The sequence below is a fragment of the Shimazuella sp. NTD247 genome (assembly GCF_059510415.1).
Genome location: NZ_JCAJZU010000003.1, coordinates 208,209 through 234,763, shown reverse-complemented (window position 1 = coordinate 234,763; position 26,555 = coordinate 208,209). Strand labels below are relative to the sequence as shown.

Annotated in this window: 21 protein-coding genes; 5 read left to right on the top strand and 16 right to left on the bottom strand. The window is 39.7% G+C overall.

Going from position 1 to position 26,555, the window contains the following annotated elements:
- Positions 1-219: 219 nt before the first annotated feature.
- Positions 220-918: a YoaK family protein gene (locus AC5WOC_RS09520; protein ID WP_496055178.1), complete on the top strand. Its 699-nt coding sequence runs from the start codon at positions 220-222 to the stop codon at positions 916-918.
- Between the two features lie 197 nt (positions 919-1,115).
- Here AC5WOC_RS09520 and AC5WOC_RS09515 read toward each other — a convergent pair whose 3' ends face one another.
- The 3 genes from AC5WOC_RS09515 to AC5WOC_RS09505 form a co-directional block, all read right to left on the bottom strand.
- Entirely contained in the window at positions 1,116-1,583 is a 468-nt protein-coding gene (locus AC5WOC_RS09515) for a DinB family protein (protein ID WP_496055177.1), read from the bottom strand.
- A 165-nt stretch (positions 1,584-1,748) separates the two neighbouring features.
- Positions 1,749-2,573: a diaminopimelate epimerase gene (gene dapF, locus AC5WOC_RS09510; protein WP_496055176.1), complete on the bottom strand. Its 825-nt coding sequence runs from the start codon at positions 2,571-2,573 to the stop codon at positions 1,749-1,751.
- A 29-nt stretch (positions 2,574-2,602) separates the two neighbouring features.
- The gene (locus AC5WOC_RS09505; RefSeq protein WP_496055175.1) at positions 2,603-5,275 is read right to left on the bottom strand and encodes a calcium-translocating P-type ATPase, SERCA-type; all 2,673 of its coding nucleotides are present in this window, start codon (positions 5,273-5,275) and stop codon (positions 2,603-2,605) included.
- 123 nt (positions 5,276-5,398) lie between these two features.
- Here AC5WOC_RS09505 and AC5WOC_RS09500 point away from each other — a divergent pair, with 123 nt between their 5' ends.
- A complete protein-coding gene (locus AC5WOC_RS09500) occupies positions 5,399-7,117 on the top strand; it encodes an Rqc2 family fibronectin-binding protein (protein WP_496055174.1) in 1,719 nt (572 codons plus the stop codon).
- 25 nt (positions 7,118-7,142) lie between these two features.
- Here the strand turns inward: AC5WOC_RS09500 and AC5WOC_RS09495 are convergent, their stop codons facing one another.
- The 5 genes from AC5WOC_RS09495 to AC5WOC_RS09475 all read right to left on the bottom strand — a co-directional run bounded on the left by AC5WOC_RS09495 (position 7,143) and on the right by AC5WOC_RS09475 (position 11,951).
- Positions 7,143-8,360, bottom strand: coding sequence for an MFS transporter (locus AC5WOC_RS09495; protein WP_496055173.1), 1,218 nt, complete (start codon positions 8,358-8,360; stop codon positions 7,143-7,145).
- A gap of 40 nt (positions 8,361-8,400) precedes the next feature.
- Positions 8,401-9,624: an ATP-grasp domain-containing protein gene (locus AC5WOC_RS09490; protein WP_496055172.1), complete on the bottom strand. Its 1,224-nt coding sequence runs from the start codon at positions 9,622-9,624 to the stop codon at positions 8,401-8,403.
- Positions 9,625-9,642: 18 nt separating this feature from the next.
- Positions 9,643-10,875 (bottom strand): ATP-grasp domain-containing protein, encoded by a 1,233-nt coding sequence (locus AC5WOC_RS09485; protein WP_496055171.1) that lies wholly within the window; start codon positions 10,873-10,875, stop codon positions 9,643-9,645.
- 441 nt (positions 10,876-11,316) lie between these two features.
- Positions 11,317-11,634: a hypothetical protein gene (locus AC5WOC_RS09480; protein WP_496055170.1), complete on the bottom strand. Its 318-nt coding sequence runs from the start codon at positions 11,632-11,634 to the stop codon at positions 11,317-11,319.
- A gap of 92 nt (positions 11,635-11,726) precedes the next feature.
- Entirely contained in the window at positions 11,727-11,951 is a 225-nt protein-coding gene (locus AC5WOC_RS09475; RefSeq protein ID WP_496055169.1) for an ATP-binding protein, read from the bottom strand.
- Between the two features lie 669 nt (positions 11,952-12,620).
- Between AC5WOC_RS09475 and rarD the strand changes: the two genes are divergently transcribed.
- The gene (rarD, locus tag AC5WOC_RS09470; RefSeq protein WP_496055168.1) at positions 12,621-13,547 is read left to right on the top strand and encodes an EamA family transporter RarD; all 927 of its coding nucleotides are present in this window, start codon (positions 12,621-12,623) and stop codon (positions 13,545-13,547) included.
- An 8-nt stretch (positions 13,548-13,555) separates the two neighbouring features.
- Here rarD and AC5WOC_RS09465 read toward each other — a convergent pair whose 3' ends face one another.
- Positions 13,556-14,326 (bottom strand): MBL fold metallo-hydrolase, encoded by a 771-nt coding sequence (locus AC5WOC_RS09465; RefSeq protein ID WP_496055167.1) that lies wholly within the window; start codon positions 14,324-14,326, stop codon positions 13,556-13,558.
- Between the two features lie 74 nt (positions 14,327-14,400).
- Complete coding sequence (locus tag AC5WOC_RS09460; protein ID WP_496055166.1) at positions 14,401-15,078, bottom strand: endonuclease V; 678 nt, start codon at positions 15,076-15,078, stop codon at positions 14,401-14,403.
- Between the two features lie 197 nt (positions 15,079-15,275).
- Between AC5WOC_RS09460 and AC5WOC_RS09455 the strand changes: the two genes are divergently transcribed.
- Positions 15,276-16,301 carry a hypothetical protein gene (locus AC5WOC_RS09455; RefSeq protein WP_496055165.1) on the top strand — a complete coding sequence of 342 codons (1,026 nt, stop codon included), beginning with the start codon at positions 15,276-15,278 and terminating at the stop codon, positions 16,299-16,301.
- A gap of 68 nt (positions 16,302-16,369) precedes the next feature.
- Here AC5WOC_RS09455 and AC5WOC_RS09450 read toward each other — a convergent pair whose 3' ends face one another.
- Positions 16,370-18,613, bottom strand: a complete 2,244-nt coding sequence (locus AC5WOC_RS09450) for an immune inhibitor A domain-containing protein (protein WP_496055164.1) — start codon at positions 18,611-18,613, stop codon at positions 16,370-16,372.
- A gap of 227 nt (positions 18,614-18,840) precedes the next feature.
- Here AC5WOC_RS09450 and AC5WOC_RS09445 point away from each other — a divergent pair, with 227 nt between their 5' ends.
- Positions 18,841-20,085: a hypothetical protein gene (locus tag AC5WOC_RS09445; RefSeq protein ID WP_496055163.1), complete on the top strand. Its 1,245-nt coding sequence runs from the start codon at positions 18,841-18,843 to the stop codon at positions 20,083-20,085.
- Between the two features lie 134 nt (positions 20,086-20,219).
- Here the strand turns inward: AC5WOC_RS09445 and AC5WOC_RS09440 are convergent, their stop codons facing one another.
- The 5 genes from AC5WOC_RS09440 to carB all read right to left on the bottom strand — a co-directional run bounded on the left by AC5WOC_RS09440 (position 20,220) and on the right by carB (position 26,554).
- Positions 20,220-21,044, bottom strand: coding sequence for a hypothetical protein (locus tag AC5WOC_RS09440; RefSeq protein ID WP_496055162.1), 825 nt, complete (start codon positions 21,042-21,044; stop codon positions 20,220-20,222).
- A gap of 142 nt (positions 21,045-21,186) precedes the next feature.
- Complete coding sequence (locus tag AC5WOC_RS09435; RefSeq protein WP_496055161.1) at positions 21,187-21,879, bottom strand: hypothetical protein; 693 nt, start codon at positions 21,877-21,879, stop codon at positions 21,187-21,189.
- 167 nt (positions 21,880-22,046) lie between these two features.
- On the bottom strand, positions 22,047-22,622 hold the full coding sequence (gene pyrE, locus AC5WOC_RS09430; protein WP_496055160.1) for an orotate phosphoribosyltransferase: 576 nt from the start codon (positions 22,620-22,622) through the stop codon (positions 22,047-22,049).
- The gene (gene pyrF, locus AC5WOC_RS09425) at positions 22,619-23,323 is read right to left on the bottom strand and encodes an orotidine-5'-phosphate decarboxylase (RefSeq protein WP_496055159.1); all 705 of its coding nucleotides are present in this window, start codon (positions 23,321-23,323) and stop codon (positions 22,619-22,621) included. Before pyrF ends, pyrE begins: the two co-directional genes overlap by 4 nt.
- 9 nt (positions 23,324-23,332) lie before the next feature.
- Complete coding sequence (gene carB / locus AC5WOC_RS09420) at positions 23,333-26,554, bottom strand: carbamoyl-phosphate synthase large subunit (protein WP_496055158.1); 3,222 nt, start codon at positions 26,552-26,554, stop codon at positions 23,333-23,335.
- Between the last annotated feature and the right edge of the window lies 1 nt (position 26,555).

Sequence of the window (26,555 nt, the reverse complement as noted above, 5' to 3'; positions counted from 1 at the left end):
CATTTTCTTTGACACTCCATAAGACTAAAGCCGTAGGATTCTTGGGACGATAGGCTTGATTTTTATACTACACTACTTATGTGCTTTACTCTTAGATAACATCTGGAGTTCAAAAACAGTCTTTTCCTCGAAAGCGGGAATTTTGTCTGTTTTAAGTTCCTATTTTACGTCTGCTAGATTGGACATAATACATATATATATGAAAAACAAGGATTTGAAATGAAAATGGACTTCAAAACGATAGAAAAGCAGGATAATGGTCCTAGTGATGGCTCGGATTATAGCATTCCCACTGCCTCTTCTTTATGGTTAGGATTACTCTTAGCGATGGTTGGTGGCTTTTTAGATGCATATACATATGTTACGAGAAATAGCGTTTTTGCCAATGCCCAGACAGGAAATGTCGTTTTACTTGGTGTCAAGATGGCACAAGGCCAGTGGCATCAAGCATTTATTCACATTCCACCGATTCTGGCTTTTATTATTGGCGTTGCTGTCGCTGAGCGGATGAAACATCCGAAGAAACCTCACAACACTGCACGTTTTGTCTTACTTATCGAGTGCTTAATCTTATTTGTTATTGGTTTTATTCCGGTGGGAGTCCCAAATATTATTGTCACCTCGCTCATTGCTTTTGCTGCATCGGTGCAGGTGGCATACTTTGATAAAATGGATAAATGGTCGTATAACAACACTGTAGCAACAGGCAATTTGCGTACTGCATCGCAAGCGGCATACTTAGCCTTGTTTACCCATGACAAAAAAGAAAAAGTCCGATTCACTCGTTTTCTATGGATAATTCTCGCATTTTTCACTGGTGCATTGCTTGGCGCATATGTATCTTCATGTTTAGGAATAAAATCGATTTGGATTGCAGCAACGAGTCTTTTTGTTGCAGTATTTCTATTTTCACGCTGAGGATGCGGATTTGGAAAAATCAGTACATAAAAGCTGGAATAGGAATTTGTAGATGGAGCGGAACCAGCAAACGGCTACTATGAGGTTATAGAATTTATGATGGAATCTATCAAATGATGCACTTACACAGTAAAAAATAGCACCTTTCTGACCAAATGGTCAGAGAGGTGCTATCAGTTTTAAAGAGCCACTTGCATTTATTTTTTAGAAGGCTGTTCAACAAAAAATGGCAAATCTTCAATTCCCACCATTCTCATATATGTAAGTAATTGACCTTTATGATGAATCTCATGGTCTCTTGCACTAGATAACCATAAACTGCCTGTTCCAGAAAAACCGAATATTTCTATTTGGTGTTCCAACTGTTTTTCAGTAATTGACTTCAAATTTTCGATTGTCTCGTTCGTCATTTGTTGTACAATGTTTCGAATTTCATCTATGTTTTGACATTGAATTTTGTTTTTTGGTGGAGTAAACGTGCCAGTTTTTACGGTTTTTACAAACATATCCGTTGCAGAGACAATATGAGTAACTAAAGAGCCCATTGTCATTGCATTCTCCCAAGGTTTAAAGTCGATATGTTCATTTGGAATCAATGGAACGATTTTTTGCAATACTGATCGATGTCGAAGCCACTGCTGAAGATAGTCTTCTATGTTAAGCATATTCATAAAACCCCATATCTTTTTTATTTTCGAAAAATATTTTACCATACACAGTTCTATTCGACTAATCCTTCATTTGGAATATAGCAAATAGCATGCTGTCTTTAACAAAATAAAAATAGCACCTCCAATTGTGTAACGAGAAGTGCTATTTTCAATATTTGATCAGATAAGATAATCTCCTGCAAACACATAGCTAGATGCACCAGTCATATAGACATGATTATCCGCTTCGTTCCATTCTATCGTCAAGTCTCCTCCGAGCAGATGAATCGTAGCTTTTCTTTCTGCACGACCGTTTAAATGACTTGCGACAAGTACCGCACACGCACCTGATCCACATGCCATCGTCTCCCCAACGCCACGCTCATATACCCGCATACTAATTTCCCGTAATGAATGTATCGTGATAAATTCCACATTTACTCGTTCAGGGAAAAGCTCATGCGATTCAATCTGGGAACCTACTTGCTCCACTACATCATCGGTCAATTCATCCACTTGAATTACTGCGTGCGGATTACCCATGGAAACAGCAGTATAATCATAGTTTTTACCATTCACTTCTACATGATGATGAATACTTTTGGATTGAACAGGGATTTGGAAAGGCTCTAATATCGGTTCTCCCATATCTACTCGCACCTGTTCCACGATACCGTCTTGTACTTGCAGCATTACTTGTTGAATTCCTCGTTTTGTCTCTATCAACATACTTTGTTTGGGATTCTCTAACTTTTCATAAACATACTTCGCAACACAACGCACTGCATTTCCACATTGCTGTGACTCCGTTCCATCAGCGTTGAAAATTCGCATCTGTGCATCTGCTTCTTCTGATGGAAGGATAAAAACCAAACCGTCTGCACCGACACCAAAATGACGATCACAAATGTTTTTGGCCAACTCCGATACATTAACGGGAAGCTGTTCTTCTAGATGAACAACAACAAAGTCATTTCCCAAACCATGCATTTTATGAAATTTCATGATGATTTCCTTTCTATTGCAAAGATCAATTAATTCGGCAAGGCTCTTCTTATTGGTTTGCGTAATAAATCCATTAATCCTGCTAGGATGACAGGTAGTGTTGATGTCACTGTAATGAGAAGCCATTCATGCAAGTGTAACGGCACGGTATGGAAAACCGGTTGAAACGGCGGGTAATAAATAACTACAACAAGCAAGAAAACCGAAATGAGAACTGCCAAACACAGTGTCATATTGGAAAGTGGATTGCGTTCAAAAATTGTCCCTTGTGAACGACAGTCAAACACATAAATCAATTGAGAGAAGACAAGTGTTGCAAAAGCCACAGTTTGCGCCAGCATCAACTGCCCGCTCTCTTGGTATGTTACCCAGAAAGCTAATAAAGAACAAAGTCCGATGAGAAGCCCTCTTGTAATGATCTTCCATCCTACTCTTCTGGCAAAAATATTTTCTCGGCTATTTCTAGGAGCTCGAGACATCGTATCTTCTTCCGCTGGATCTACTCCAAGTGCCATTGCTGGAAGTCCATCTGTCACTAAGTTAACCCATAAAATTTGAATAGGTATTAATGGAAGTGGAAGGCCAGCTAGCATAGCAAAAAACATGACAAGTATTTCTCCAACGTTACTCGCTAATAAGTAGCTAATAAATTTTTGAATGTTATCATAAATATGTCGACCTTCTTCAATCGCAGAGACAATTGTAGCGAAATTATCATTTGCTAAAATTAAGGAAGATGCTTCCTTAGAAACATCGGTTCCGGTTTTTCCCATGGCGATACCAATATCAGCTGCTTTTATTGCTGGAGCATCATTGACTCCATCTCCTGTCATCGCGACAACATGTCCATTTCGCTGCAATGCAGAAACTATTTTTAGTTTATGTTCCGGCGAAACACGTGCATAAACATCAATCTGCTCTACTTTTTGGTCAAACTCTGTATCTTTCATATTGTAAATATCACGGCCTGTCACTGTCAAACCATTTGTACGTTTAATCCCAAGTTGTAGCGCTATCGCTTCCGCAGTAGCTTGATGATCTCCTGTTATCATTACAGTCCGTATCCCTGCTTTTCGACAAAGCCGAATAGCTTCTCTCACTTCTTTACGAGGTGGATCAATCATCCCAGCAATCCCTACAAAAACTAGGTTTCGCTCTAGTTGTTTTTCCGACTGTGATAAAGGAGAGGTGACTAACTCACGATAGGCAAAAGCGAGATTACGCAAAGCATGCGAAGCGAGAATTTCATTCTGATTCAATAAATTTTGCCGATCTTTTGCTGTAATTTTCTCCACCCTACCGTTTTTGATAATGTGAGTACAATCCCGAATCAATACATCTGGTGCACCTTTAGTCCATAGCTGTTTTTGCTGATTTTTGTTTTCCACAATAATAGACATCATTTTCCGATCGGAATCAAATGGAAATTCTTTTATTTTCGTCCAAGCACCTGCTAAATCACCCTTCGTAATACCGCCAATTGCACCCATAACAAGCAAAGCACCTTCTGTAGGATCCCCTTCATAATGCATTTTTTTCCCATTTTGCGTAAGTGTAGCATTATTACAGAGGACAGCAATTTGCAGTAGCTGTTGCAAAGTCGGATCTTGTTGTGGATAAAGCTTATCTTCTCCCTCTGACAGCGAGATCAGCCTGTTATTGGTATAGATGTGTGTAACTGTCATCTTATTTTCGGTTAATGTCCCTGTTTTATCAGAACATATAACAGAAGCACAACCTAAGGTTTCCACAGATGGTAGTTTGCGGACAATTGCTTGTCTTTTGATCATGCGTTGTACACCTAATGCGAGAGCAATTGTTACAATGGCTGGTAAACCTTCCGGGATGGCGGCAACAGCCAAACTAACGCCAGCTAAAAACATTTTATATAAATCTTGTCCATGCATGACGCCTGTCACAACAACTAAGGCAGTCAAAAACAATGCGACAATAATTAATATTTTCCCAAGTTGTTCCAAACGACGCTGCAATGGTGTCATATTTTGCTCTGTACTTTGAATCAGGTGCGCTATTCTGCCCATTTCTGTGTTCATACCTGTATGGACAATAATGCCAACTCCAGATCCTTTGACAACCATTGTCCCCATAAAACTCATATTCCGAAAATCGGCCAAAGATAATTCTTCATGGGGCATTGCTTCCATTGTCTTCTCTACCGGCATCGATTCACCCGTTAAGGCTGATTCCTCTACCATTAATCCAGAAGTGGTCATCCAACGCACATCCGCAGGTACACGATCGCCGCTTTCTAGAGAAATAATATCTCCTGGAACAAGAAAACCTGCCTCTATCCGCTTCCATACTCCTTCACGAAATACTTTTGCCATAGGAGCAGATAGTTTTTTTAAAGCAGATAAAGAACGCTCTGCTTTTACTTCTTGAACAAATCCCAAAATCGCATTCAAAATAATAATGCTCAGAATCGCGACCGCATCCACATATTCCCCAAGTAAACCGGAAATCAATGTCGCTACGAGTAAAATGAGCACCATAAAATCTTGAAATTGATTTAAAAATAATACAATTAATGAGACTTTCTCTCCTTCAGAGAGCGTATTACTCCCTACTTTGGCGAGTCTATTCTTGGCTTCTTTTCCACTCAATCCGCTCGTCTTGGTAACTTGATAAAAATCTGCTACTTTTTCCGCAGTCCACTCCACAAAACGCGATGAATCCGACATGACTTTCCTCCTTGTCCAGGGCCTTCTCATTTCATCTTATGCAGGACAAGCGAACTTAGAAGTAAAGAATGGTTTTCCCTTGTATGTTCAGGTACAATGGGAAAGATAAGGGGTGTAGGAAGAATGTCATTCGATGGAACAGTAACTCGCGCTGTGGTACATGAGTTACAAACAGAAATTACAAGTGGACGTATCACCAAAATATATCAACCTAGTCAATGGGAAATCGTATTTACCATTCGAGCAAAAGGAAAAAATCACCGGTTGATGCTCTCCTGCCATCCTGTTTATGCTCGCGTACATCTTACAACCGCAAACTATGAAAATCCAGCAGAACCACCGATGTTCTGTATGTTATTGCGTAAACAATTGGAAGGCGGCATCATTGAAAAAATAGAGCAAATTGAAATGGAGCGAATCATTCATATTTCCTTAAAAGGCAGAAGTGAACTAGGGGATATTGTGGAGAGAAAGCTAATCATAGAAATCATGGGCCGGCATAGTAACCTGATTTTATTGGACCCTGATTCAAATAAAATCATCGATGCGATGCGTCGCGTAGGCTTTCAAACAAGCCAGTATCGACAAGTACTCCCTAGCCTAGAATATATTTCTCCTCCAGACCAAGCGAAAAAAAATCCTCTAACTGTTGATCACGACACATTTATATCTAGCTTGGATTATAATGCTGGTCAGTTGTCAAAACAACTCGTTCAGCAATTTATGGGCCTTGGTCCACTTCCAGCCGAAGAAATCATCTCTGCTGCCAAATTAGGCGATCGAGAAGATCTCTGGGACACTTTTTGGAATTGGCAAAGAGATATGATCGATCATCGTTACAAACCTGAAATTACTACAAGACAAAACCGTGCTCAATTTTCATCGATAAACTTGACTCATCTAAAAGGAGATCATCAATACTTTCACTCCATGAGTTTATGTTTAGATGAATTTTATTCCGATAAAGCAGAGCGGGATCGTGTCGGACAACAAACACATGCACTGGTACAACATTTGACCCGAGCTGTTGAAAAAAACAAGCGAAAAATCAAGCTATTACAGAAAGAGCTAGATAATGCCAACAAAGCAGAAACTTCACGGTTATATGGTGAATTGTTGACAACTTATTTGCACCAAATTAAACGAGGTGACAAATCCATCACCGTTGTCAATTATTATGATGAATCAGGCCAAGAAGTAACGATCTCCTTAAATCCAACTCTTTCACCAAATGAAAATGCGCAGCGTTATTTTAAAAAATATCAAAAATTAAAAGCTGGAAAACGATACAATGAAGAGCAAATTCAAATTGCAAGAGAAGAGAATCTTTATTTAGAAACTGTACTCGCACATCTATCACAAGCGAATTTTGCCGAAACCGAGCAAATACGGGAAGAGTTAACAGAAGAAGGCTGGATCAAAAAGCAAACGAAAAAAGGAAGGCAGAAGTCAAACCAGCCGTCCCCCACCACTTATTATGCCAGCGATGGCACTAGTATTCTCGTTGGTAAAAATAACAAACAAAATGATCGACTAACCCACCAAATTGCAAAAAAGACAGATACATGGCTTCATACCAAAGATATACCAGGCTCCCATGTAGTCATTCGTTCGAACCAAGTATCAGATGAGACACTGCGGGAAGCAGCTATGTTAGCCGCGTTTTTTAGTAAAGCACGAGAATCAAGTCAAGTACCTGTTGACTATACCTTGATTAAACATGTAAAAAAACCTTCTGGAACACGACCTGGGTATGTTATTTATGCAGATCAAAGAACGCTATATGTAACACCAGATAAACAGAAACTGCAATCCATTTTAGAAAAAAAACCTCAAAACTGACCTGATTATTTGTCAGTTTTGAGGTTTACATTTTTTCAGCGATTTCTGCTGCGACTATCTCAGCTTGATCTTGCTTTTTTTGTGCTTCCAGCACATGTTGACCCATTTTAAAGGCAAGAAATGCAGTCAAACTCAATATAGCAAAGAATAGAAAAGTAAAACCAATTCCCCACCATTCGAATAATTCTGCACCTAAAGCGGACCCGATAAAATAACCAATATACGAAAAATTAGTTGTACCCAAATAGGTCGCTTGCAGAGAAGGGTTTAAATTTCCAATCAATTCTCTCCAGAGTGGATAAAACAAAATTTCAGCAAGTGAAATGAAGATAAAACCTAAAAAATAAAAGGGAATCCAGCTGTTCAAAAAAAATAAAAATCCAATTGCCATGAGTAAAACACTTAAAAACATCATAGAAGAAAGGGAACGTTTTTCAGACCAATTGATCAAAGGAGTTGTGATTACTACTGCAATCAATGCATTTACCAAACTGAGGGGAGAATACCATTGAAATTGATTGGCATTTTTCAGGGCAAGTGGCAATGTCGAATCGATTTGAATAAACACAACCGCAAAAATCGTTCCAGCTACGATATACCATAACAGTACTTTGTCTTTACCCAAAACAGTCATGGTTGCTTTCAAAGAAATAATGTCTCTAGCTACTTCCCTCACCTTATTTATCTGAAAAAAACGATCCAGTAACAAAAAAAGCATGAAAATAATCGCTGAACCAATAAAAACTTCCGCTCCATAATGCTTTGATAATTCTGTTCCAACAAATGGACCTATCATTATCCCGGCATTGGAAACCATATAATTCAATTTAGAAACATTGGATTGGTCAGTTGTTGGTGCCGATTGATACATTCGTGTAAGCAGAAGAGATTCGATCGATGTTCGACCAATTCCATTCAACAAACTCATCAAAATAAGCAAATAGAAGTTTTCCACATACGCAAATCCAAAAAACGATAACAACCACAAAATCATAATACAAAAATAGACAAGTCTCGTACCAAATCGATCAGCAAAATAACCGACTACAGGACCTATAACCGATCCTAAAATCCAACCGCATCCTATAATCCATCCGATTTGTGTTGTTTCCATACCAATTTTACCAAGATATATGATCATAAATGGTAGAAGCACAAAAGTAATCATCCTACTTAAAAAGGAAACAACAGCAAGAAACCATACTTCTCTATTAAATGCTCGATAAGTAGCCAAGATATTCAAAGGAATTTCACCTTCTTTCTCTTTGCAATCTCATTTTCTATCATGCTTCTATACGCAATTCGTTTTCCCAAACAACCCTGCTAGTAAACCACTCACATATTTGTGTTGTTCGCTCTTTTAATACGCTTTCTGATTCTCCTTCAAAAATGATATAAGCATATGGATAATCATAATTGACTCCTTTTGGAAAAACTTGTCCAACTTCTGCAAGCAAAGTATACTCTACAGCCCACTTTGGAGGGGCTTCTGAAGGAAGAGCCTGAATTCGACCTTCTTTTGGTGTAAAATAAACAAATCCATATAATTTATCTGGATCTTGATTGGAAGAAACCGGTACATTAACAGGTATATCTAACTGAGTTAAAAAAGTTGATTTAACTAGATCTATTCCATATGTTTGATCAATGATATGCGGCAAATGACTGCCTGGAGTACGACTAGCTACTTCGCACAGTACAATTTCATCATCCTGATGGGTATGAAACAACTCTGCATGAAAAACAGTATTTTTAGGTGTCTCCAATACATTTATCATTTTGGTGGTGTAATCTATCAATCGTTTGGATAACGGATTCGAAGGATGCATAATCCAGTTACCATTAATTCCGCTACTGTCAAGATCAATTAAGTTTCCACCCACATATTCACTCGTACTGATAAAAGCAACTTGTCCATCCTGTACTACTCCGTCTACTGTATAAAGCGTACCATCAATGTACTCTTCTACTTCAAAACCAAGCAGTTGAGGTTTTTGCTTCAAATACCGTTCCAAATCTCCTTCATTACGAAAAACTTCTACCCCGATGGATCCAAATGCTAACAGTGGCTTAATCAGCACAGGGTAGCCATTCTCTTCGATAAATGTAAGCAGGTCAACCTCATCTTGCAGCCTTCGGTAATTTGGAACACGTAAGCCGCCAGCGCTTACTTTATCTTTCATTAAAACTTTATCCCGATACTGCAAAGCGCTCTGGGTATTTTGTGAACCTGTTAACTTAAAATGTTCCCGCAACTTTGCAACTCTTATCATATCTAATTCCATCGGACCAACGATCTTGGAAAAGTGAAAAATCTTAGATAATTGCATCGCCCTTTTCACAACTATCGGATTATTCCAAAAGTCAGAAAACGCTTCTATATGAGCATATCTTTCTTTTGGGAAATAATCTACTATCTCATCACTTGTCAATAAAACAAATTGTTCATCTAATGACTTGTACCATTCGTGTACAGGAAACTTCCGGGCGCAAAAAATTAATATCATCGCTATGCCAACTTTCTCTTATGATGTAATAGTGACTTCTAAATCCCAAGTAACTTGAGATGTGAACCATTTGCAACTCTCCTGAACTCGTTGTTTTAACTCTTCCTCTGTTTTTCCTTCTATCAACATGAAAGCAACTTTTGTTATGCCATAAGATTGTCTGGTATACGATTCACCAATTTTTCCGAAAACTTGATATTCAAAAATCCCTTTTGGCAGTTCACCAGTGGGAAGGGACCGCAATACACCGTCTTCTACATTAAAATAAATCCAAGCAGATAATTTTTCAGGAGAATAATCTTCTCCATTATTTGGAATATGACACGGTACGCCTGCTTGTAACTGCACATGTGCTTGCGTTAAATCAACACCATATGTAAATTTTACACTTGGCGCTATATGTGCACCGGAAGGACGGCTTGCGATTTCACATAACACAATATCATCATCATCAGTATGGAAAATTTCCGCATGAAATGAAGTATTCTCAGGTGTTTTTAATGCTTTTATCACGTTTTTGCAGTATGCTATCAGGCGTTTTCCCAATGGATTGGAAGGGTGCAATTGGTAAGATCCTGTTATTCCGCTGTGATCCAAATCAATAAAATTGCCTCCAACCGCCTCTGAAGCACTGATAAAGGCTATTTCCCCATCTGCAACTAAACCATCGACTGTATATAAAGTACCAGAGATAAATTGTTCTACTTCTACGTTTTCCAACTTTGGCTTTCCTTGTAAAAAAGCTTCTAGGTCAGTCTCCGAACGAAGGATTGCAGTACCGATAGAACCAAAGCTGTCCAAAGGCTTTACAATGACAGGATAACCATATCTATCTAAAAATTGATGGAGATCAATAATATCATGGATATGTCTGAACATCGGAACTCGCAATCCTGCATCTGCTACCTGTTGTTTCATAATTACTTTGTTTCGATATTGTGTCGCACTTTCTACATCTTGACCGTCGATTTGGAAGTATTCACGCAATTTGGAAGCTGCCATAATATCTGGTTCAAAACCTGATATTACTTTTCTAAATTGATATTTTTTGTGTAATTGAATAGCACGGTGATAGATCATAGGGTGAAGCATATAGTCCTCAATTATTTCCATATGATCATAAGCTTCTTTTGGATAGGATGGGGCTGATTCTTTGCTTGTAATTAAAACAAGCGGCTCATCTAATGCTGCAAATAATTGTTCATATGGTGTTCTGTCGTGAGGCGAAAAATTAAGAATTAATATACTCATGATGCACCGTCCAATCCATAATTTATTTCCAAAATTAGAGAAAAAATACCTGTTCTCTAATTAGTACCATTATAAGAAATTGCCAAATGATATTCAATCTAATTAACAATAAAAACATTTATATTTTATATGCACTATTAAATTAATAATAAGGAAAATTATCACATGCTATGCTTGTATGCACTAACATAGATGTAAACATTATTAAAATACAACCATTTAATCCTTCATTTAAGCAGCAGGGAACTAACATAACGAAAGATGCGACACTAGCAATATACTCAACCAGGCACAAGTCTTATTCGATTTAGCCGGTATCATGTACCAATCTGAAATACATCAAAACAAACCTCAAAACTTACTTAATGTACTGTCCTTTTTTGAGGTTTTTTTCTCTTGTGTTTATACTGCGTTCCTATTATTAAGAAGAAATTTCTACTTCTACATCCCAAGTAAATAGTTCTCTCCATTCTTCGGAAATTGGACAGAAACACCTGCTTGTAATTTTACATGAGTTTGTGTCAAATCTATTCCATACATCGCCTTTACGCTTTGAGCAATATGTGCTCCTGATGGACGGCTTGCAATTTCACAAAGTACAATATCATCATTTTCCGTATGAAAAATCTCAGTATGAAAAGCTGTACCTCTAGGAGTTTTTAAAGCTTTTATCACTTGTTTGCAATACGTTATCAGACGTCTTCCTAATGGATTTATTGGATCTAACTGATAGAATTCCGAAATTCCACTATGATCCAAATCGATAAAATTTCCACCCACTGCTTCCGAAACACTAATAAATGCAACTTCATTCGCTGCAACGATGCCATCAACTGTATATAACGTCCCGTTTAAAAATTGTTTTCCACATTTTCCATGATGGGTCTGCTTTTTAAAAACTTCTCTAAATCTTCGTTCGTTCGAAGTATTGTAGTACCAATCGAGCCAAAACTGTCCAAAGGTTTGATAATTACTGGATATCCATACTCATCCAAAAATCGATGCAAATCGATGACATCATGAATATGCTTAAAATTCGGCACACGAAGCTCAGCTTCTGCTACCCTCTGCTTCATAATCACCTTGTTCCGGTAATTAATAGCACTTTCTACATTTTGACCATCAATTTGAAAGTACTCTCGTAGTTTTGCAGCAGGAATCGTATCTGCTTCTGTTACAGAATTACTTTTTGAAATTGATATTTTTGGTGTAACTGAATCGCACGATGAAAAACAATGGGATTGAGCACATAATCTTCAATTTCCTCCACGTGTGAGTATGCTTCTTTTGGATAGAAAGGAGCTGATTCCTTGCTAGTTATTAATACAAGAGGTTCATTAGCTGATGCAATTAATTGTTCATAAGGTGTTCACTCATGATGCACCGTCCCAGTTAATTAGAATAAAATGAAATTTCATAAAAAAACAAATAATGAGAATACAATTTTTCTTTCTGATTAGTACCATTATAAGTAATGTAAACTTTACGTTCAATCTATTTAACAATAAAAACATTTAAATCTAGATATATATCAAATTTAAACAAACCAAAAGTGGTCACTCAAATGAAATCGAAAAAATACGTAAATAGGAAACAATCAGATCATTTTAACAAAAAAATGAAGTATTATAATTTAGTATATAATAATTATTAAATGTGATAGGATTGTCATAAATAATTTTACTCTTTTTTACAATATTTTCTTAATAATAGATAACTAATTTTTTGGAAATGAGGTTATTGGAATGTCATCACTGGAGAAAGAGGAAAAAACAGGCATCGGCTATGTGATAGCTACTTTTATTTCCTGGGGAATATTACCTATCTATTGGGACTATCTTGGTAAAATACCATCTATTCAAATCTTAGCTCACCGCTTTGTTTGGTCTTTTGTATTTGTAGCTATATTGATTACAATAAGAAAGCAATGGCATAGGATTAAACAAGTGTTTATGAACACCAAAACCCTTTTGTGTGTATTTGGCTGCGGGATTGCCATCAGTGCTAACTGGTTTATTTATATTTGGGCTGTTACCAATAAACATGTCATTGAGTGTAGTTTGGGATATTATATTAATCCATTAATAAGCATTACTTTTGGCATGATTTTCTTGAAAGAAAGATTGGATAAATGGCAAATCATCTCCCTCAGTCTTGCATCTATTAGTGTAATTATTCTGACTATTGAATATGGACAAGTCCCTTGGATCTCCTTATCACTCGCACTTAGTTTTGCATTTTATGGTCTACTAAAAAAGTTAGTTCAAGTGGATGCGATGATATCACTTGCATTAGAAACAATTGTAATTACACCATTTGCTATACTTTATCTTGTTTTTGTTGAATATAATGGGACAGGTATTATTGGACATGCTTCCGGTCTTTTGATCTTTTTGCTCTTATGTTCCGGCATTATCACTGCTTTGCCGTTACTATGGTTTACCATTGGCGCGAAGAGAGTTTCTATGTTCACACTTGGCTTTTTTCAATATATTGCCCCTTCGATAAACTTGGTACTTGGAATCTTTTTCTTCCATGAGCAGTTTACTTCCATAGAGTTTATCAGTTTTGGATTTATTTGGCTGGCACTACTGGTGTTTACTTTCTCAAAAATGCGTATTTCAAAATCAATGATCAAAAAAAATGAACTTATAGCGAAAGAAAATTTATAAAACCCCAGTTACTGGGGTTTTATAAATGGAAAAGAAATCACTTCTCCATCTTGCGGCACATGAATACGATCTATGATATCCAATTGTACAAGATAATCACTTAGCTGCTTTCTTGTTAACAGACAATGGTTCCAAGCTTCCATATGTGTCACAACAATATGACTTGATGGTGATGCTAGCCGCAATTGTTTTATATCTTCCTTATCCATCGTAATTGTTCCACCAGTTAGAAATTGTGCAGCACCAGCAAAAGCAATAATTACTTCTGGATTATATTGAAAAACAGCCTGCTCTACTTCCTCACACCAAATACTATCACCAATGATATAGACAGTAGGTTCAGATGCAGCTTGCAGAACATAACCAGATACTTCACCCATTTGTCTGCCAATCTGACCGCGTCCATGCTGTCCACTTGTCCGAAAGATAGTAATATCATCCCAATTATATTGTGTCTCAACTGCGTTTACATTTGTAAATGATTCTTTTTCTACTCTTTCTTTATCCACTGGTTGACAAAGAAATAAAGTATCCTTTGGCAATTGAGCGATCGCAGCATCATCGAAATGATCCCGATGAGAGTGAGTAAGAAATATGGCATCTGGATGCAAATAATTTTTCACATCTAATGATAAATCGATAAGCGGATTCGCTTTTTGATTTGGTGTATTTGGAGTTGCAGCCAGTTCTCCTTTCAAACTAAACATCGGGTCTATTATTATTTTCTTTCCTGCATATTCTAGCCACATGGTCGCATGACGTAATAACTGAAATTTCATCCTAAGACCCCCAAGCAAATATAATTACGCTATGTATTCTACTATATCATTTCTCGCTGGCAAGAAATGGTTAGTTATTCGAGAAGTTCTCTGCGCAATTTACGCGTCCAGATATCCGCTTGTCGAACGATCTCTGGAATTCTACTCTCTTTTCCTACTTGATCCATACTCAATCGAATGGCATCTGCTAATGTCATATAATTTCCTACGGAAACATAGACAGGTTTTATTCCCGCTTGTGTACGGACAATCGCTCCAATACACTCCCCTTGGTCATAAATAAATTGATAATCCCCTTGCTTGTCTCCCAATGCTTCATGTTGCCCCATTAAATATGTCTTAGCAATTCCAATGGTTGGTTTTTGCAGAAAAAACGAAGCATGTGTTGCAATTCCCATTCTGCGTGGATGAAGCATCCCATTTCCATCAAAAAAAACAACATCTGGTTCAACAGTGAGCTTCTCCCAAGCTTTTAAGATGAGCGGAAGCTCCCGAAAAGCAAGCATTCCCGGCATATAAGCTTCTTCTACGCTATCAACATGATGGACGATCTCTTTTATTTCTTTGGTTTGATGTTTCATTGCAATTAACACTGCGACTGCTTTGTCATTGTGGTAAGCGAGATCGATACCACAAACAATACGGGGATCATTGTCATATGGAATAATTTTTATTTGTAGTCTTAAATCTTCTTGTAATTTTTTCTTAGCTTCATCTCGAACAGGAAAAGTGTGCAAAGATGTATAATCCATGTTTCCTCCTAACAAAAATTCACACTGCAAAGAATAAAACGCAATAAATAATTTAATATTTTATAATATGACTATAACTATAATCAACATTAGTAATATTTATAAAATTTCAATTTTTACACCTTTCTATCCTATTTATATAATGTTATATTAATTATAACTCAATCAACTAGCATCACACACCGAGGAAGGTAGTTATGACCGCCAAGGCTCTCTGGAACTACGCTGCGATTCGCCCTCACATGGGTGCTTTCCCGGTCCCAGTGGAGTTCTCTACTTGGTACCGTCTGCCTGGGACGCTTGAGCAGGACCTCTTGAACTACTACCCCGAGAACGGTGAGGAACTCCAGTCCTTTACCTGGGAATATTTCGAGAATATCCTGTTCCGAGCGCTCATCGAAGCACACAAGACGGTGCAGTACTCCAATCCTGCTTACCACAATCTCCGACACTTCGTGGAGATCGTGGAGGCCGGCAAGGATCTGCTCACTGGTTACGAAGAGCTGATCTCGAAGCCCAAAGGAGTTTTCAAGCTCTTCCCCAGGATGCTCCAGAAGCGCTTCGCGAACCGAGCATCCAAGGGGTTCCCGGACGCCATCAAGCAGGCGTTCCTCTTCGCGCTGGCATTCCACGACTGTGGGCACAGCGGCTGCACGTTCCGGAGCATGTCTTCGGAATCGGAGAAGCTGTTCCGCGCGGAAGAGGGCGTCGACGTCACCACTGAGTACGTCAGCATGATCGAGGCCGATGAGCAGGCTAAGCAGTTCGGATTCAACCCCGCTGCTCGTCTGTTCATCAGTTACGTCATCGCCGCTTCTACGTACGGGGTAGGCACGGATGAGGGGAAGCGCATCAACATCTCCCACATCGCGCCCAAGGATCTCTTCGGTCGTTTCGTCATGCTCGCGGACGTCTGTCCGAAGAGCACGATGTCAGCTGCTGCCTTCGATGGCTCTGCTGTCAACATCGCGGAGACTCCTGCCACAGGGAAGGCTGAGAACTTCGAGGCACTGGTAAAGGGACAGGCTGGCTTCTATGGTTACATCGAGTCCAACATGGACAAGGTGGACCAGCAGGCTGGTATTCCTCTGACCGAGTACCTCGGATGGCGGCAAACGATCGCCAAGAACAAGAGTCGTGTCGCTTCGGTCGGCACCTCCACAATGGAAGGAGCCGTGAACGGCGGAATCTTCCATGCTGTGTGTGACTACTACATGAAGTAACACATGGCATGTGATGTCAGTATGTTGCCCCTCCAGATGCTTATCTGAGAGGGGCAGCAGTGGTTTTATTACCGCTTATTAACTTCGATCAGCACTTTCCGCGTATCTGCACTCACTTTTCTTATCTGTACCTGAATCCCCTGCTTTGGCAGTATTTTACCTCCTGCGGCATTAAAAGGACTGCTATAATCACTCCTGTCATCAAAAAGACTTATTCCTTTCTCGGAAGGATACGTCATTTTCATATCAGGATAAACAATATTCATTGGAGATGTTGGGATAAGATGAAACGCAGCATCATTCACTTGGTAGCGTGTTGAGCCTACTTTACCGTCGCTCCAATAATGCCCGACTTGATGAGCATCCACCACTCCTAAAAAACCTTCGCCAGGATGGAGTCCAGTTTGGTTGTCTTCCCCGTAGCTTCCATCGTAATACCAGACGAGCAGTCCCGGGTCGTAGCGCAAAAAACTATTATGTCTTCGTAAATGTGCTAACCCTTGATCCACTCCATTTTGCGTGCGCCACTCTAATAAATAATAATTTGGATATGCAATCGGGGAGCCATCAAAAAATTGAAAACCATCTCGTTGAAACGGTGTATTGGTTTCGGCATCATCTTTTACTACTGTTTTCCCATCACTATCTATCATTATATTATCAACATAAAAGCCTTCCTCTACTTCCCCAACATCTGTCACATATTGAAATTCTAACTTCACTTGATGACCAGCATAGGGCGATAGATCCAATGATTTATTTACCCACTTTTTCTTTGTAGAGCCTGTGAATGCTGCTAATTGTTTTGGTTTATCAGCCCCATCAATATACACATTTACATAAAGGAAATCATATCCAGCTTCGATATCATACCAAGTATCAAAGGATAGATTGGCCTTTTGCTTCTTTCTTAAATCAATTGTTGGCGATACTAATTTGGTATTCAGCATATTGCCTTTGGTAGAATAATAAGACTTTTTACCTAATGGTTCTAGAGGAGGCGAAACGATACGATTTGGGAGTTTTATTTTTACCATTTTTCCATTTTTGTTGTTTGCCACTGCTTCATTTAGTAATACTGGAATGGGTCGTTTACTCTTTGCTGGATCTACAACCGTTGGTGTTGACCAATTTCCTCCGTAAGTGGCTGAAAAAAACATTTTATCCCAAGGCCCAAAACCTGTTGGTTCCGTTCCAAGGGTTTCACCAGTCCAACTTCCATAAGACATGAGCGACCACGCCTCCACAGGTGATCCTGTTCCTGTGTAACTTGTATCATATTCATCTGGCAGCCCTAAATTATGTCCATATTCATGTGCAAATACACCGCTAGCCCCATCTTCTGGCTGAATGATATAGTCATACGCTTTCAGTTTCGTTCCCGGAATTGCTACTGGTTCGGGTCCAATGACTGATCGATGAGACCAAATCGTATCATCTCCACCGCCTTCTTCTTCCCCTAATCCCGCATGAACAATAAATAAATTATCCAGCAGCCCATCCGGCTCCATCACATTCCCATCTTCATCAAGGTCATAAGGATCTCTTTGATCATACCGTGCTTCTTTGCCTGCTATTTTTTTTCCGACCTGCTGCAATGTTTCCTTTACTAGTGCAGTTGGATTCACATCATTTTGAATATAATCTTCTGTTTGATGGTGGGCACCATAATATGCTGCAGGATGTTTTGCAAGTGACCAATTTGTTGACTCTCCTTGCAAAGACCATGATCCGGCCGATTGTTGGCGATAATATTGGTTCACTGTCACTAATTTTTTCCCATTATCCATTACATAATTTTGTTTACCAAAAATAAGCTGCTGGTAATGATCACTATTAAAATCTTTCACCCAGAAACTACTATCGGCTTTATTGGAAATTTTGTTATGCCGAAGATCTGGAAATTCCATCAGAGCTACAATCGCATTATCTTGATGGTTAGTAAAAGGAAAACGAGAGAAATCTATGGTTCGATCTACTTTTTGGATGGTTTGCTGCAATATTTTCTGTTTATGTAAATAGATTTTTTTCCCGAAGTCACTTGTTGTATCAATACCTTGTGTGAAAGGAAAAGGATTTTGGCGATTATGCAGATAATTCTTTAATGTCTGTTCCATATTTGCAGTATCTCTTATTTTTCCGGTCTTTTTTAAATAAGCCAGATATGACTCCTGTGGGATCGTACCAAAATCAATAAAACTTGCTTGCTCCTTTGACGCTGCTTCGACAAATGTTGACTTAGAAAATATAAAATAAGCAGTAGAGCTAAATAAAAAAATGACAAAAACCATTGCATTGCAAAACCTTTTCATACCATTCCCACCTCAATATTACTGTTCCTATATGTCAGATTCTTGCTGAAATGTGTTTTTCATCCCTCCCTTTTTTTCCATTATGTGACAAATTTTTGATAGGTGTATCGATTGTGCTCTGCTAAAAAATTGATACGTAAGGCATAACCTTTATCTAGCAGTATATTCTGACATCAAGTATAATGATCGTAAGTCACTAGCAATAAAAACACAGAATAGAGAATGACATGATCGAGCAACTAGACTTCCCGACCCTCGACGATTTTGCTTGGAGAGCTGGACGAATGCCTATGACAATTGTCGGTTCCGGCAATTACCTTGCCTGGAAGCGATATGTCAAAAGCATGACTTTGGAGATCGAAAAACTCAATACAAAAAACCCAGACCTCGTTCGTTCTGTCTTTGGTGGGCCATTGGAGACAGTAGTCATTGACTTCCCCGATGAGCCGAATACTGCAAGAGCGATGGGTGAAGTCCAAGCACGTTATATGCTGGAGTCGATGACGAAGACAGTTATCTTTGTCACCAATCGTTGGGGTGATCCTTCTTTCCCCTTTACGATTATGGGTGCCTCCAAAAGGGTAGGAAATGTTCGGTATGTGCATCAGGTTTATGTCGATTACAATGACTTGACGAACGCAATGAACCATGGTGGAGTAACCACTCTACAAGATCAAGAAGCATGGCGTTCAATGCATGAAGCTTGGGATTCAATCATTCATGGAGAATTTGGCGATAGCTACGAACGAATTGTAGTAGATCCAATTATCCATCGGCGTCAAACCTTTCACAAAAATAATAGAGAAACGAACCTGCGTCTGCTAGTGAAAACTATTGCAGAAGTAAAAGAAGCAATGAGCGCCAGTGATATCCCTAAGATGGTGACACTGTATCCAAGGATGCGGGAACTGATTCACCTCGAACAGAAATTTCGAGCCAACTGGAAGGGTTCCGAAGCAGGAATTCGCGAGACATGGGAGAACCTCAAAGCGATTCAGCAAGAAGTTTGGAAACTTTGGGGGGAAGATAGAGAAATCATTCTCAATAATCTCGCATTGGCTGCCACTCATCAAGAACACCTTCATGACCTGACAGTTGCACTATCAAATGTGCAGATGCTTCGGGAAAGGACTCTCTCTGCATCGAAGGAGAACTTCCAAGCATCCCTCCAAGTCTGGAGCAATGCTCTTGAAGATGTAAAAGCGAAAGCTAAGCAGACACTCACCATCTCAGAAGATATTTCCACTTCACTAAAAGACAAAGAAGCTCACATCAGCGAGCTCTTTATGGAGGAAAATCGAGATTCCAGGGACACAGAAGAAAGGAAAGTTTTGGAGTGTTCCCACCAGATTGCTTTGGATGTAGAAATTTTCGTCCACAATCTGGGTAATTCTGCTGAGGCAGCAGCCCGTAAAGCACTTCGGATTGTAGAACACGAAAAGTCTTATATTTCTTCCTTCCCGCAAAAGTAAGTTATTGTGGAATCATTCGGCGGTGACAATTTGTCACCGCCGCTCATCTATCCGTAATCCATAATTATCTAATTTTATATAGAGCTTGGGTCAGAGATATATTATCTCTGACCCTGTTTTAGCTGATGAGAAAATTAAAATGTTTCCTTATCAGCAATCTCCCACCAACGGTTATATTGACCCAGTTTCTCTTGAACGAAACCTGCTTCTTCCGAATGATACATGTTAATACGATGTCCGCGAATATCCATGATGATCTTAGAAACATCGTGCAGTTCAACCCGATGTTTGACAGGAATATAGCTTCCAGTAAGCACTTCGGACTGATTAATGATGATGATCTTATCCATCGGCGAAAAATAGGGGATTCTGCCGATTTCAAGTGAGACCTGAAAAACGACCCGACCATAATCTACAGTCTGCAAATCCTTGATCGATCGCATTTTCGTGGTGATCATTTGGCTCAAATCATCAAATCGTTCACGTGCACCATCATCTTCTCGATTATCGAGAACATAAGGGAGAGCCATTTTCTTTTTCGAATCAGGTACCATCACACGGATGGCGATAAGACGAGGGAACTGTTCAGAATCCATCGAGACTTCAATTGCTTGCCTGATAGCTGCCCACAATGTTTCGCCTGTAAAACCCGCAAAATCAATTCTCGCCTCATCCTGTCTAAATGAACGCTTTAGTGCGGCAGGAAGAGAATCAAGTACGGGCTTTGGAGGATTCGACCATTGTTGTCTTGCGACAATTGGTAGACCATCAGCTTCAGGCCTAGAATATCCTCCATCTTTGAGCTCATCGAGTATATTTTTCGCGGAATGCCCATCCAAGCCATAACTGGAGGCAAGTTCCTTCACAGTTGGCAGTCTCGCCCCTGGAATCAGGCAAATGGAGGTGATCGCATCTTTGTACATTTGTGTCAATTCAGCAAGAGGGTCTACTTCTGTCATCTTTATCTCTCTTTATAAGTAGGGAAGTTATCATTATTTTACTATTAATTCTGTCTACTGACTATGAAAACTCACACGGCGGTTTCAACAAAATGTTGAAACCGCCGTCTAGTCTAAAGTGATAAATATAAGATTTCCATCATTAGACATTCTTACGTTTGGCAGTAATGCCGTTTTTGACTTTCCCCCAAGAGTCACAGTATGCAAGCATTTGCAGAAAAGCGTTTTTTACTCCTCTTACTGCATTCCAAAAAGGTTTCGGATGAACTACTCTTTCTCTTTTAATATAATTTCGCCAAAAGGCTACCTCCACAGGAGCTATTAGTTCAAGCAGATGGACATGAAATCGTAGCTCTGGAAGATCCAAGCCATATGCCTGAACGATTTTATTGCGGAGATATGCTACCATTCTGGCAGTAGTCACCAACTGAAAACGCATCCAAAAATTGGGACCTGCATCACAGATAAAAATTGGATCATTAGAATCATCTGACAATTGATCCAAAATCCACAACCACGTGACTTGCATTGCTTTGTCACTCCCAGAGGGAAGAACAATTTTTTTCGTTTTGATGAACGAAAAATAGCGCGACAAGAGTATAAAAATTGTTCGAAATTCTGTTTGCCGATCATCCAAATCACAGAAAACAGGATTCATACTGTGATATTTTTTGAAATCATCAGCCATTTCTCGGAGAACAGTAGATTTACCTGAACCCGGAACCCCAAAGGCAAGTACGATAATTCTCGCACCCTGTGCTGCTTCAACCAGTTCAAAGGTATTACTGCCGTCGTGAATCTCTATTGGATTCTTGTTTTCTTTAAGCACAAACACCTATGTCTCTTTTCTCTCAAAGGGTCTGTTTAATTTTTATTATAATGAGTATTTTTTCAAAAAGACAGATAAAGAAGATAATATTTTTCTCCCAGTATTACAAAATCCATTCTACAAATTATAAAAAATCCTCTGTGGGATCACAGAGGATGGAGGAAAATACATTATTATTTTTTTTCTCGACTTCCAGGCTTCACAGCTGGAATTCCTTCTTTACAGAGCGGACATACTTCAGCAGTGTAACTTTCGATGTTTACCGCTTCTAGCGCACGGTAAGGAACTTCAAATGGATTGACACCTTTTGTACGATCTACTAAAGATCCTACTCCAATAACGATAGCTCCTCTTTCTTCCAATAATGCAATCACTTCTTTTACAGATCCGCCGGTAGTTACCACATCTTCCACCACTAATACACGCTCACCAGGATTGACTTGAAACCCGCGACGAATTTGCATTTCTCCTTCTTTTCGTTCAGCGAAAATGCAACGCACATTCAGACTACTAGCGACTTCATGCGCAATAATCACGCCACCGAGAGCAGGACCTACAACCAAATCAATTTTTTCATCAGCAAACAAATCTGCTACTGCTTTGCCAGCTTCGCTCGCTTCCACTGGATATTGAAGTAACTGGGCCATTTGCATGTATTGATCACTATGACGGCCTGAGGTCAATAGAAAGTGCCCTTTGAGTAATACTTCCCTTCGTTCGATTGCTTCATTTAGTGTCCAGTTGCTCATGTTGCAGCCTCCTCGATGGAATTTAAAATGGATTCGTATGCATGTAATGGATTTTTTGCTTTTGTAATTGGTCTGCCAATGACCAAATAATCGGCACCGCGAGCTATCGCTTGAGATGGTGTCACCACACGCTTTTGATCGTCTTTTCCAGATTCGAAAGGACGAATGCCAGGTGTCACTGCTAAAAATGCTGGTGAAGTTGCATGTTTAATGCTAGCTACTTCTTCCCCAGAACAAATCACTCCATCTGCACCAGCTTGCTCAGCTAACCCAGCGAGATGAATGGTCGAAGAAGCAACATCGCCTTGAATCTGCAATTCTTGATTGAGCATCAATTGATCCGTACTTGTTAACTGTGTAACAGCTAAAATTTTGGTGCGGAAATCAGCAGTTGAGGCAGATTCTGCTGCCTCTCTTGCTTTTTGGATCATTTTTGATCCTCCGCTGGCATGGATGGTTAAAAAGTCAATGCCAAGTTTGCTGACCGCCTTCACACCTTCATAAACAGTATTGGGGATATCGTGAAGCTTTAGGTCGAGAAAGACTTGATAGCCTTCCTCTTTCTTTTTTGCAACCCAGCTCGGTCCAGCTTGATAAAAAAGCTGGTACCCTACTTTAATAAATGCTTTTGGAAAGGAACGCAAAAATACTTCTGCTTCTTCCAACGAATAATCGAGTGCAACAATAATCTGGTTATTCATGGGCTCCCCCTATACCATGACCGTTTGTTTTCTGGTGACTTTTGCTTCCTCACCGATCGGCAGCGCAGATAAGTGAATAGTTTCCATTGTACTGAGCAATGCTTCCACCGTATCAAGCGAAGTTAAACATGCGATACCATGCTCAACTGCTTCACGTCGAATCAGGAATCCATCTCTTTCTGGTGTACGGCCACGTGTCCAAGTATTCACTACCAAATCCGCTTCTCCCTTACGAATCAAATCAAGAATATGAGGAGAACCATCTTTTAATTTATTTACTCGTTGTACTGGAATTCCAGCATTCTCTAAAACATCTGCTGTTCCAGAAGTACAAACAATCCGATAGCCAAGCTGGATAAAACGTTCCATTAATGGGATGACTTCTTCTTTTTCTTTATCTCCAATTGTCGCTACTACTGTTCCAAAACGTGGAAGTGATATGCCTGCTGCGAGTAACCCTTTGTAAACCGCTCGTGCATAATCTCGATCTCTTCCCATCACTTCCCCAGTCGATTTCATTTCCGGTCCAAGCATAATATCTACTCTGCGAAGCTTAGCGAAGGAGAAGACTGGCACTTTCACTGCAACTTCGGCTGCTTCAGGCCATAGACCACTTGTATATCCTTGATCAGTCAAGCTCTCACCAAGCATAATTCTAGTAGCAACTTGTGCCATTGGAATACCTGTAACTTTACTCAAGAAAGGCACCGTTCTCGATGCACGAGGATTCACTTCCAGTACATACATCTCATCTTGATATAAAACAAACTGAATGTTAATTAGTCCTTTTGTATTCAGTGCTTTGGCAATATCAGTCGTAATCTCAACCAGACGCTGTTTTTGTTTATCTGAAATAAATTGTGGTGGATACACTGCAATCGAATCGCCGGAGTGCACTCCAGCACGCTCGATATGTTCCATAATTCCTGGTATCAACACATCTTCTCCATCACAAATCGCGTCTACTTCCAACTCTTTACCAAGAAGGTATCGATCGATCAGTACTGGGTGTTCCGGATTTACTTTAACAGCTTCTACCATATAATCGCGAAGTTCGGCTTCATTGTAAACAATTTGCATCGCGCGTCCGCCAAGTACATAGGAAGGACGAACCAGCACAGGATATCCCAGTTTGGTAGCAGTTTCTACTGCTGCATCGATGGAAGTCACAGCGGCTCCGGGTGGTTGGGCAATATTTGCATCATGCAGCAGTTTTTCAAATTTTTTCCGATCTTCTGCACGATCGATTTCTTCTAAAGAAGTACCGAGAATAGGAATTCCTTCTGAACGGAGATCTCTTGCTAAATTAAGAGCAGTCTGTCCTCCAAATTGGACGATGACCCCAATTGGATTTTCCCGTTCAATTACATTCATGACATCTTCTTTAAAAAGCGGTTCAAAGTATAGTCGATCTGATGTATTAAAGTCTGTTGAAACCGTTTCTGGGTTATTGTTGATGATTACCGCTTCATACCCTGCTTCGCGCAATGCCCAGATTGCATGGACAGTAGCATAGTCAAATTCTACCCCTTGACCAATTCGGATCGGTCCAGAGCCAAGTACAAGGACTGTTTTCTTATCACCTTTTTGTACTTCATCTTCTTGTTCATAAGTTGAGTAATAGTATGGAGTCGTTGCCGAAAACTCTGCTGCACAAGTATCCACAATTTTGTAGACAGGTATGATACCAAATTCTTTACGAGTTGCGGTGATCTCTTTTCCTTTTTTTCCTGTGATTCGTGCAATCGTACGATCGGTGAAGCCCATTCGTTTCGCAGTTAATAATAATTCTGAAGATAAAGAAGGACTACTGGCGATTTGTTTTTCTAAGGCGATAATCCGTTCTAACTTCACTAAGAAGAAACGATCAATCTTCGTCAACTGATGTGCATCTTCCATCGAATAGCCACGACGAAACCATTCTGCTAGGAGGAATAGTCGTTCATCATCTACTCGCACAATGCGGCGTTCTAATTCTTCTCTTGTAATATCTTTGGTTTCAGCTAAGTACAGGTAATCTGCACCAATTTCTAAAGAACGAACTGCTTTTAAAAGGGATTCTTCTAATGTCCGTCCAATTGCCATTACTTCACCAGTTGCTTTCATCTGTGTCCCTAGACGACGATTTGCAGAAGAAAATTTATCAAACGGCCAGCGTGGAATTTTACTAACTACATAGTCTAATGCCGGCTCGAAACAAGCATATGTTTGTCCGGTTACAGGATTGATTAACTCATCTAACATGTAACCCATCGCGATCTTCGCTGCAATTCTTGCAATCGGATAACCAGTTGCTTTGGATGCTAATGCGCTAGAACGACTGACCCTTGGGTTTACCTCGATGACATAGTATTGAAAACTATTTGGATCAAGAGCGAACTGTACGTTACATCCGCCCCGAATATCGAGAGCACGAATCATCTTCAACGCTGAGGATCGAAGCATATGATATTCTTTGTCAGAAAGGGTTTGACTTGGTGCAAATACGATACTATCTCCTGTGTGCACCCCAACTGGGTCAAAGTTCTCCATATTACATACAACAATCGCATTGTCATTGGCATCACGCATTACTTCGTACTCTACTTCTTTGAAACCTGCGATGCTCTGTTCAACTAAGCATTGGGTGATCGGACTCAGACGAAGACCATTTTCCACAATCTCTCTTAGTTCTTCCTCATTGTTTACAATTCCACCGCCTGTACCGCCTAGTGTATAAGCAGGACGTACAATTACTGGATATCCATTTGAATTCGCAAAAGTTACTGCTTCATCCGCAGTCTGTACAATTTCACTGGAAGGGACGGGCTCATTCAATTCGTGCATCAGAGCGCGAAATTGATCACGGTCTTCTGCGCATGTGATAGCTCGGAGTTCCGTACCGAGTAGACGTACTCCCTCTCGCTCCAAAACACCTGATTCCGCTAATTTCACAGCAAGATTCAATCCGGTTTGTCCACCAAGGGTTGGCAATAACCCATCTGGTCTTTCTTTGCGAATGACTTGCGTAAGGAAATCTACTGTAAGAGGCTCAATGTAAACCTTATCTGCCATATTGGTATCTGTCATGATGGTGGCCGGATTACTATTGACAAGCACAACTTCCATACCTTCTTCTTTTAATGCTTGACAGGCCTGTGTTCCTGCATAATCAAACTCCGCAGCTTGACCGATTACAATAGGCCCTGATCCGATTACGAGAATCTTCTTTAGTGTCGTATCTTTTGGCATG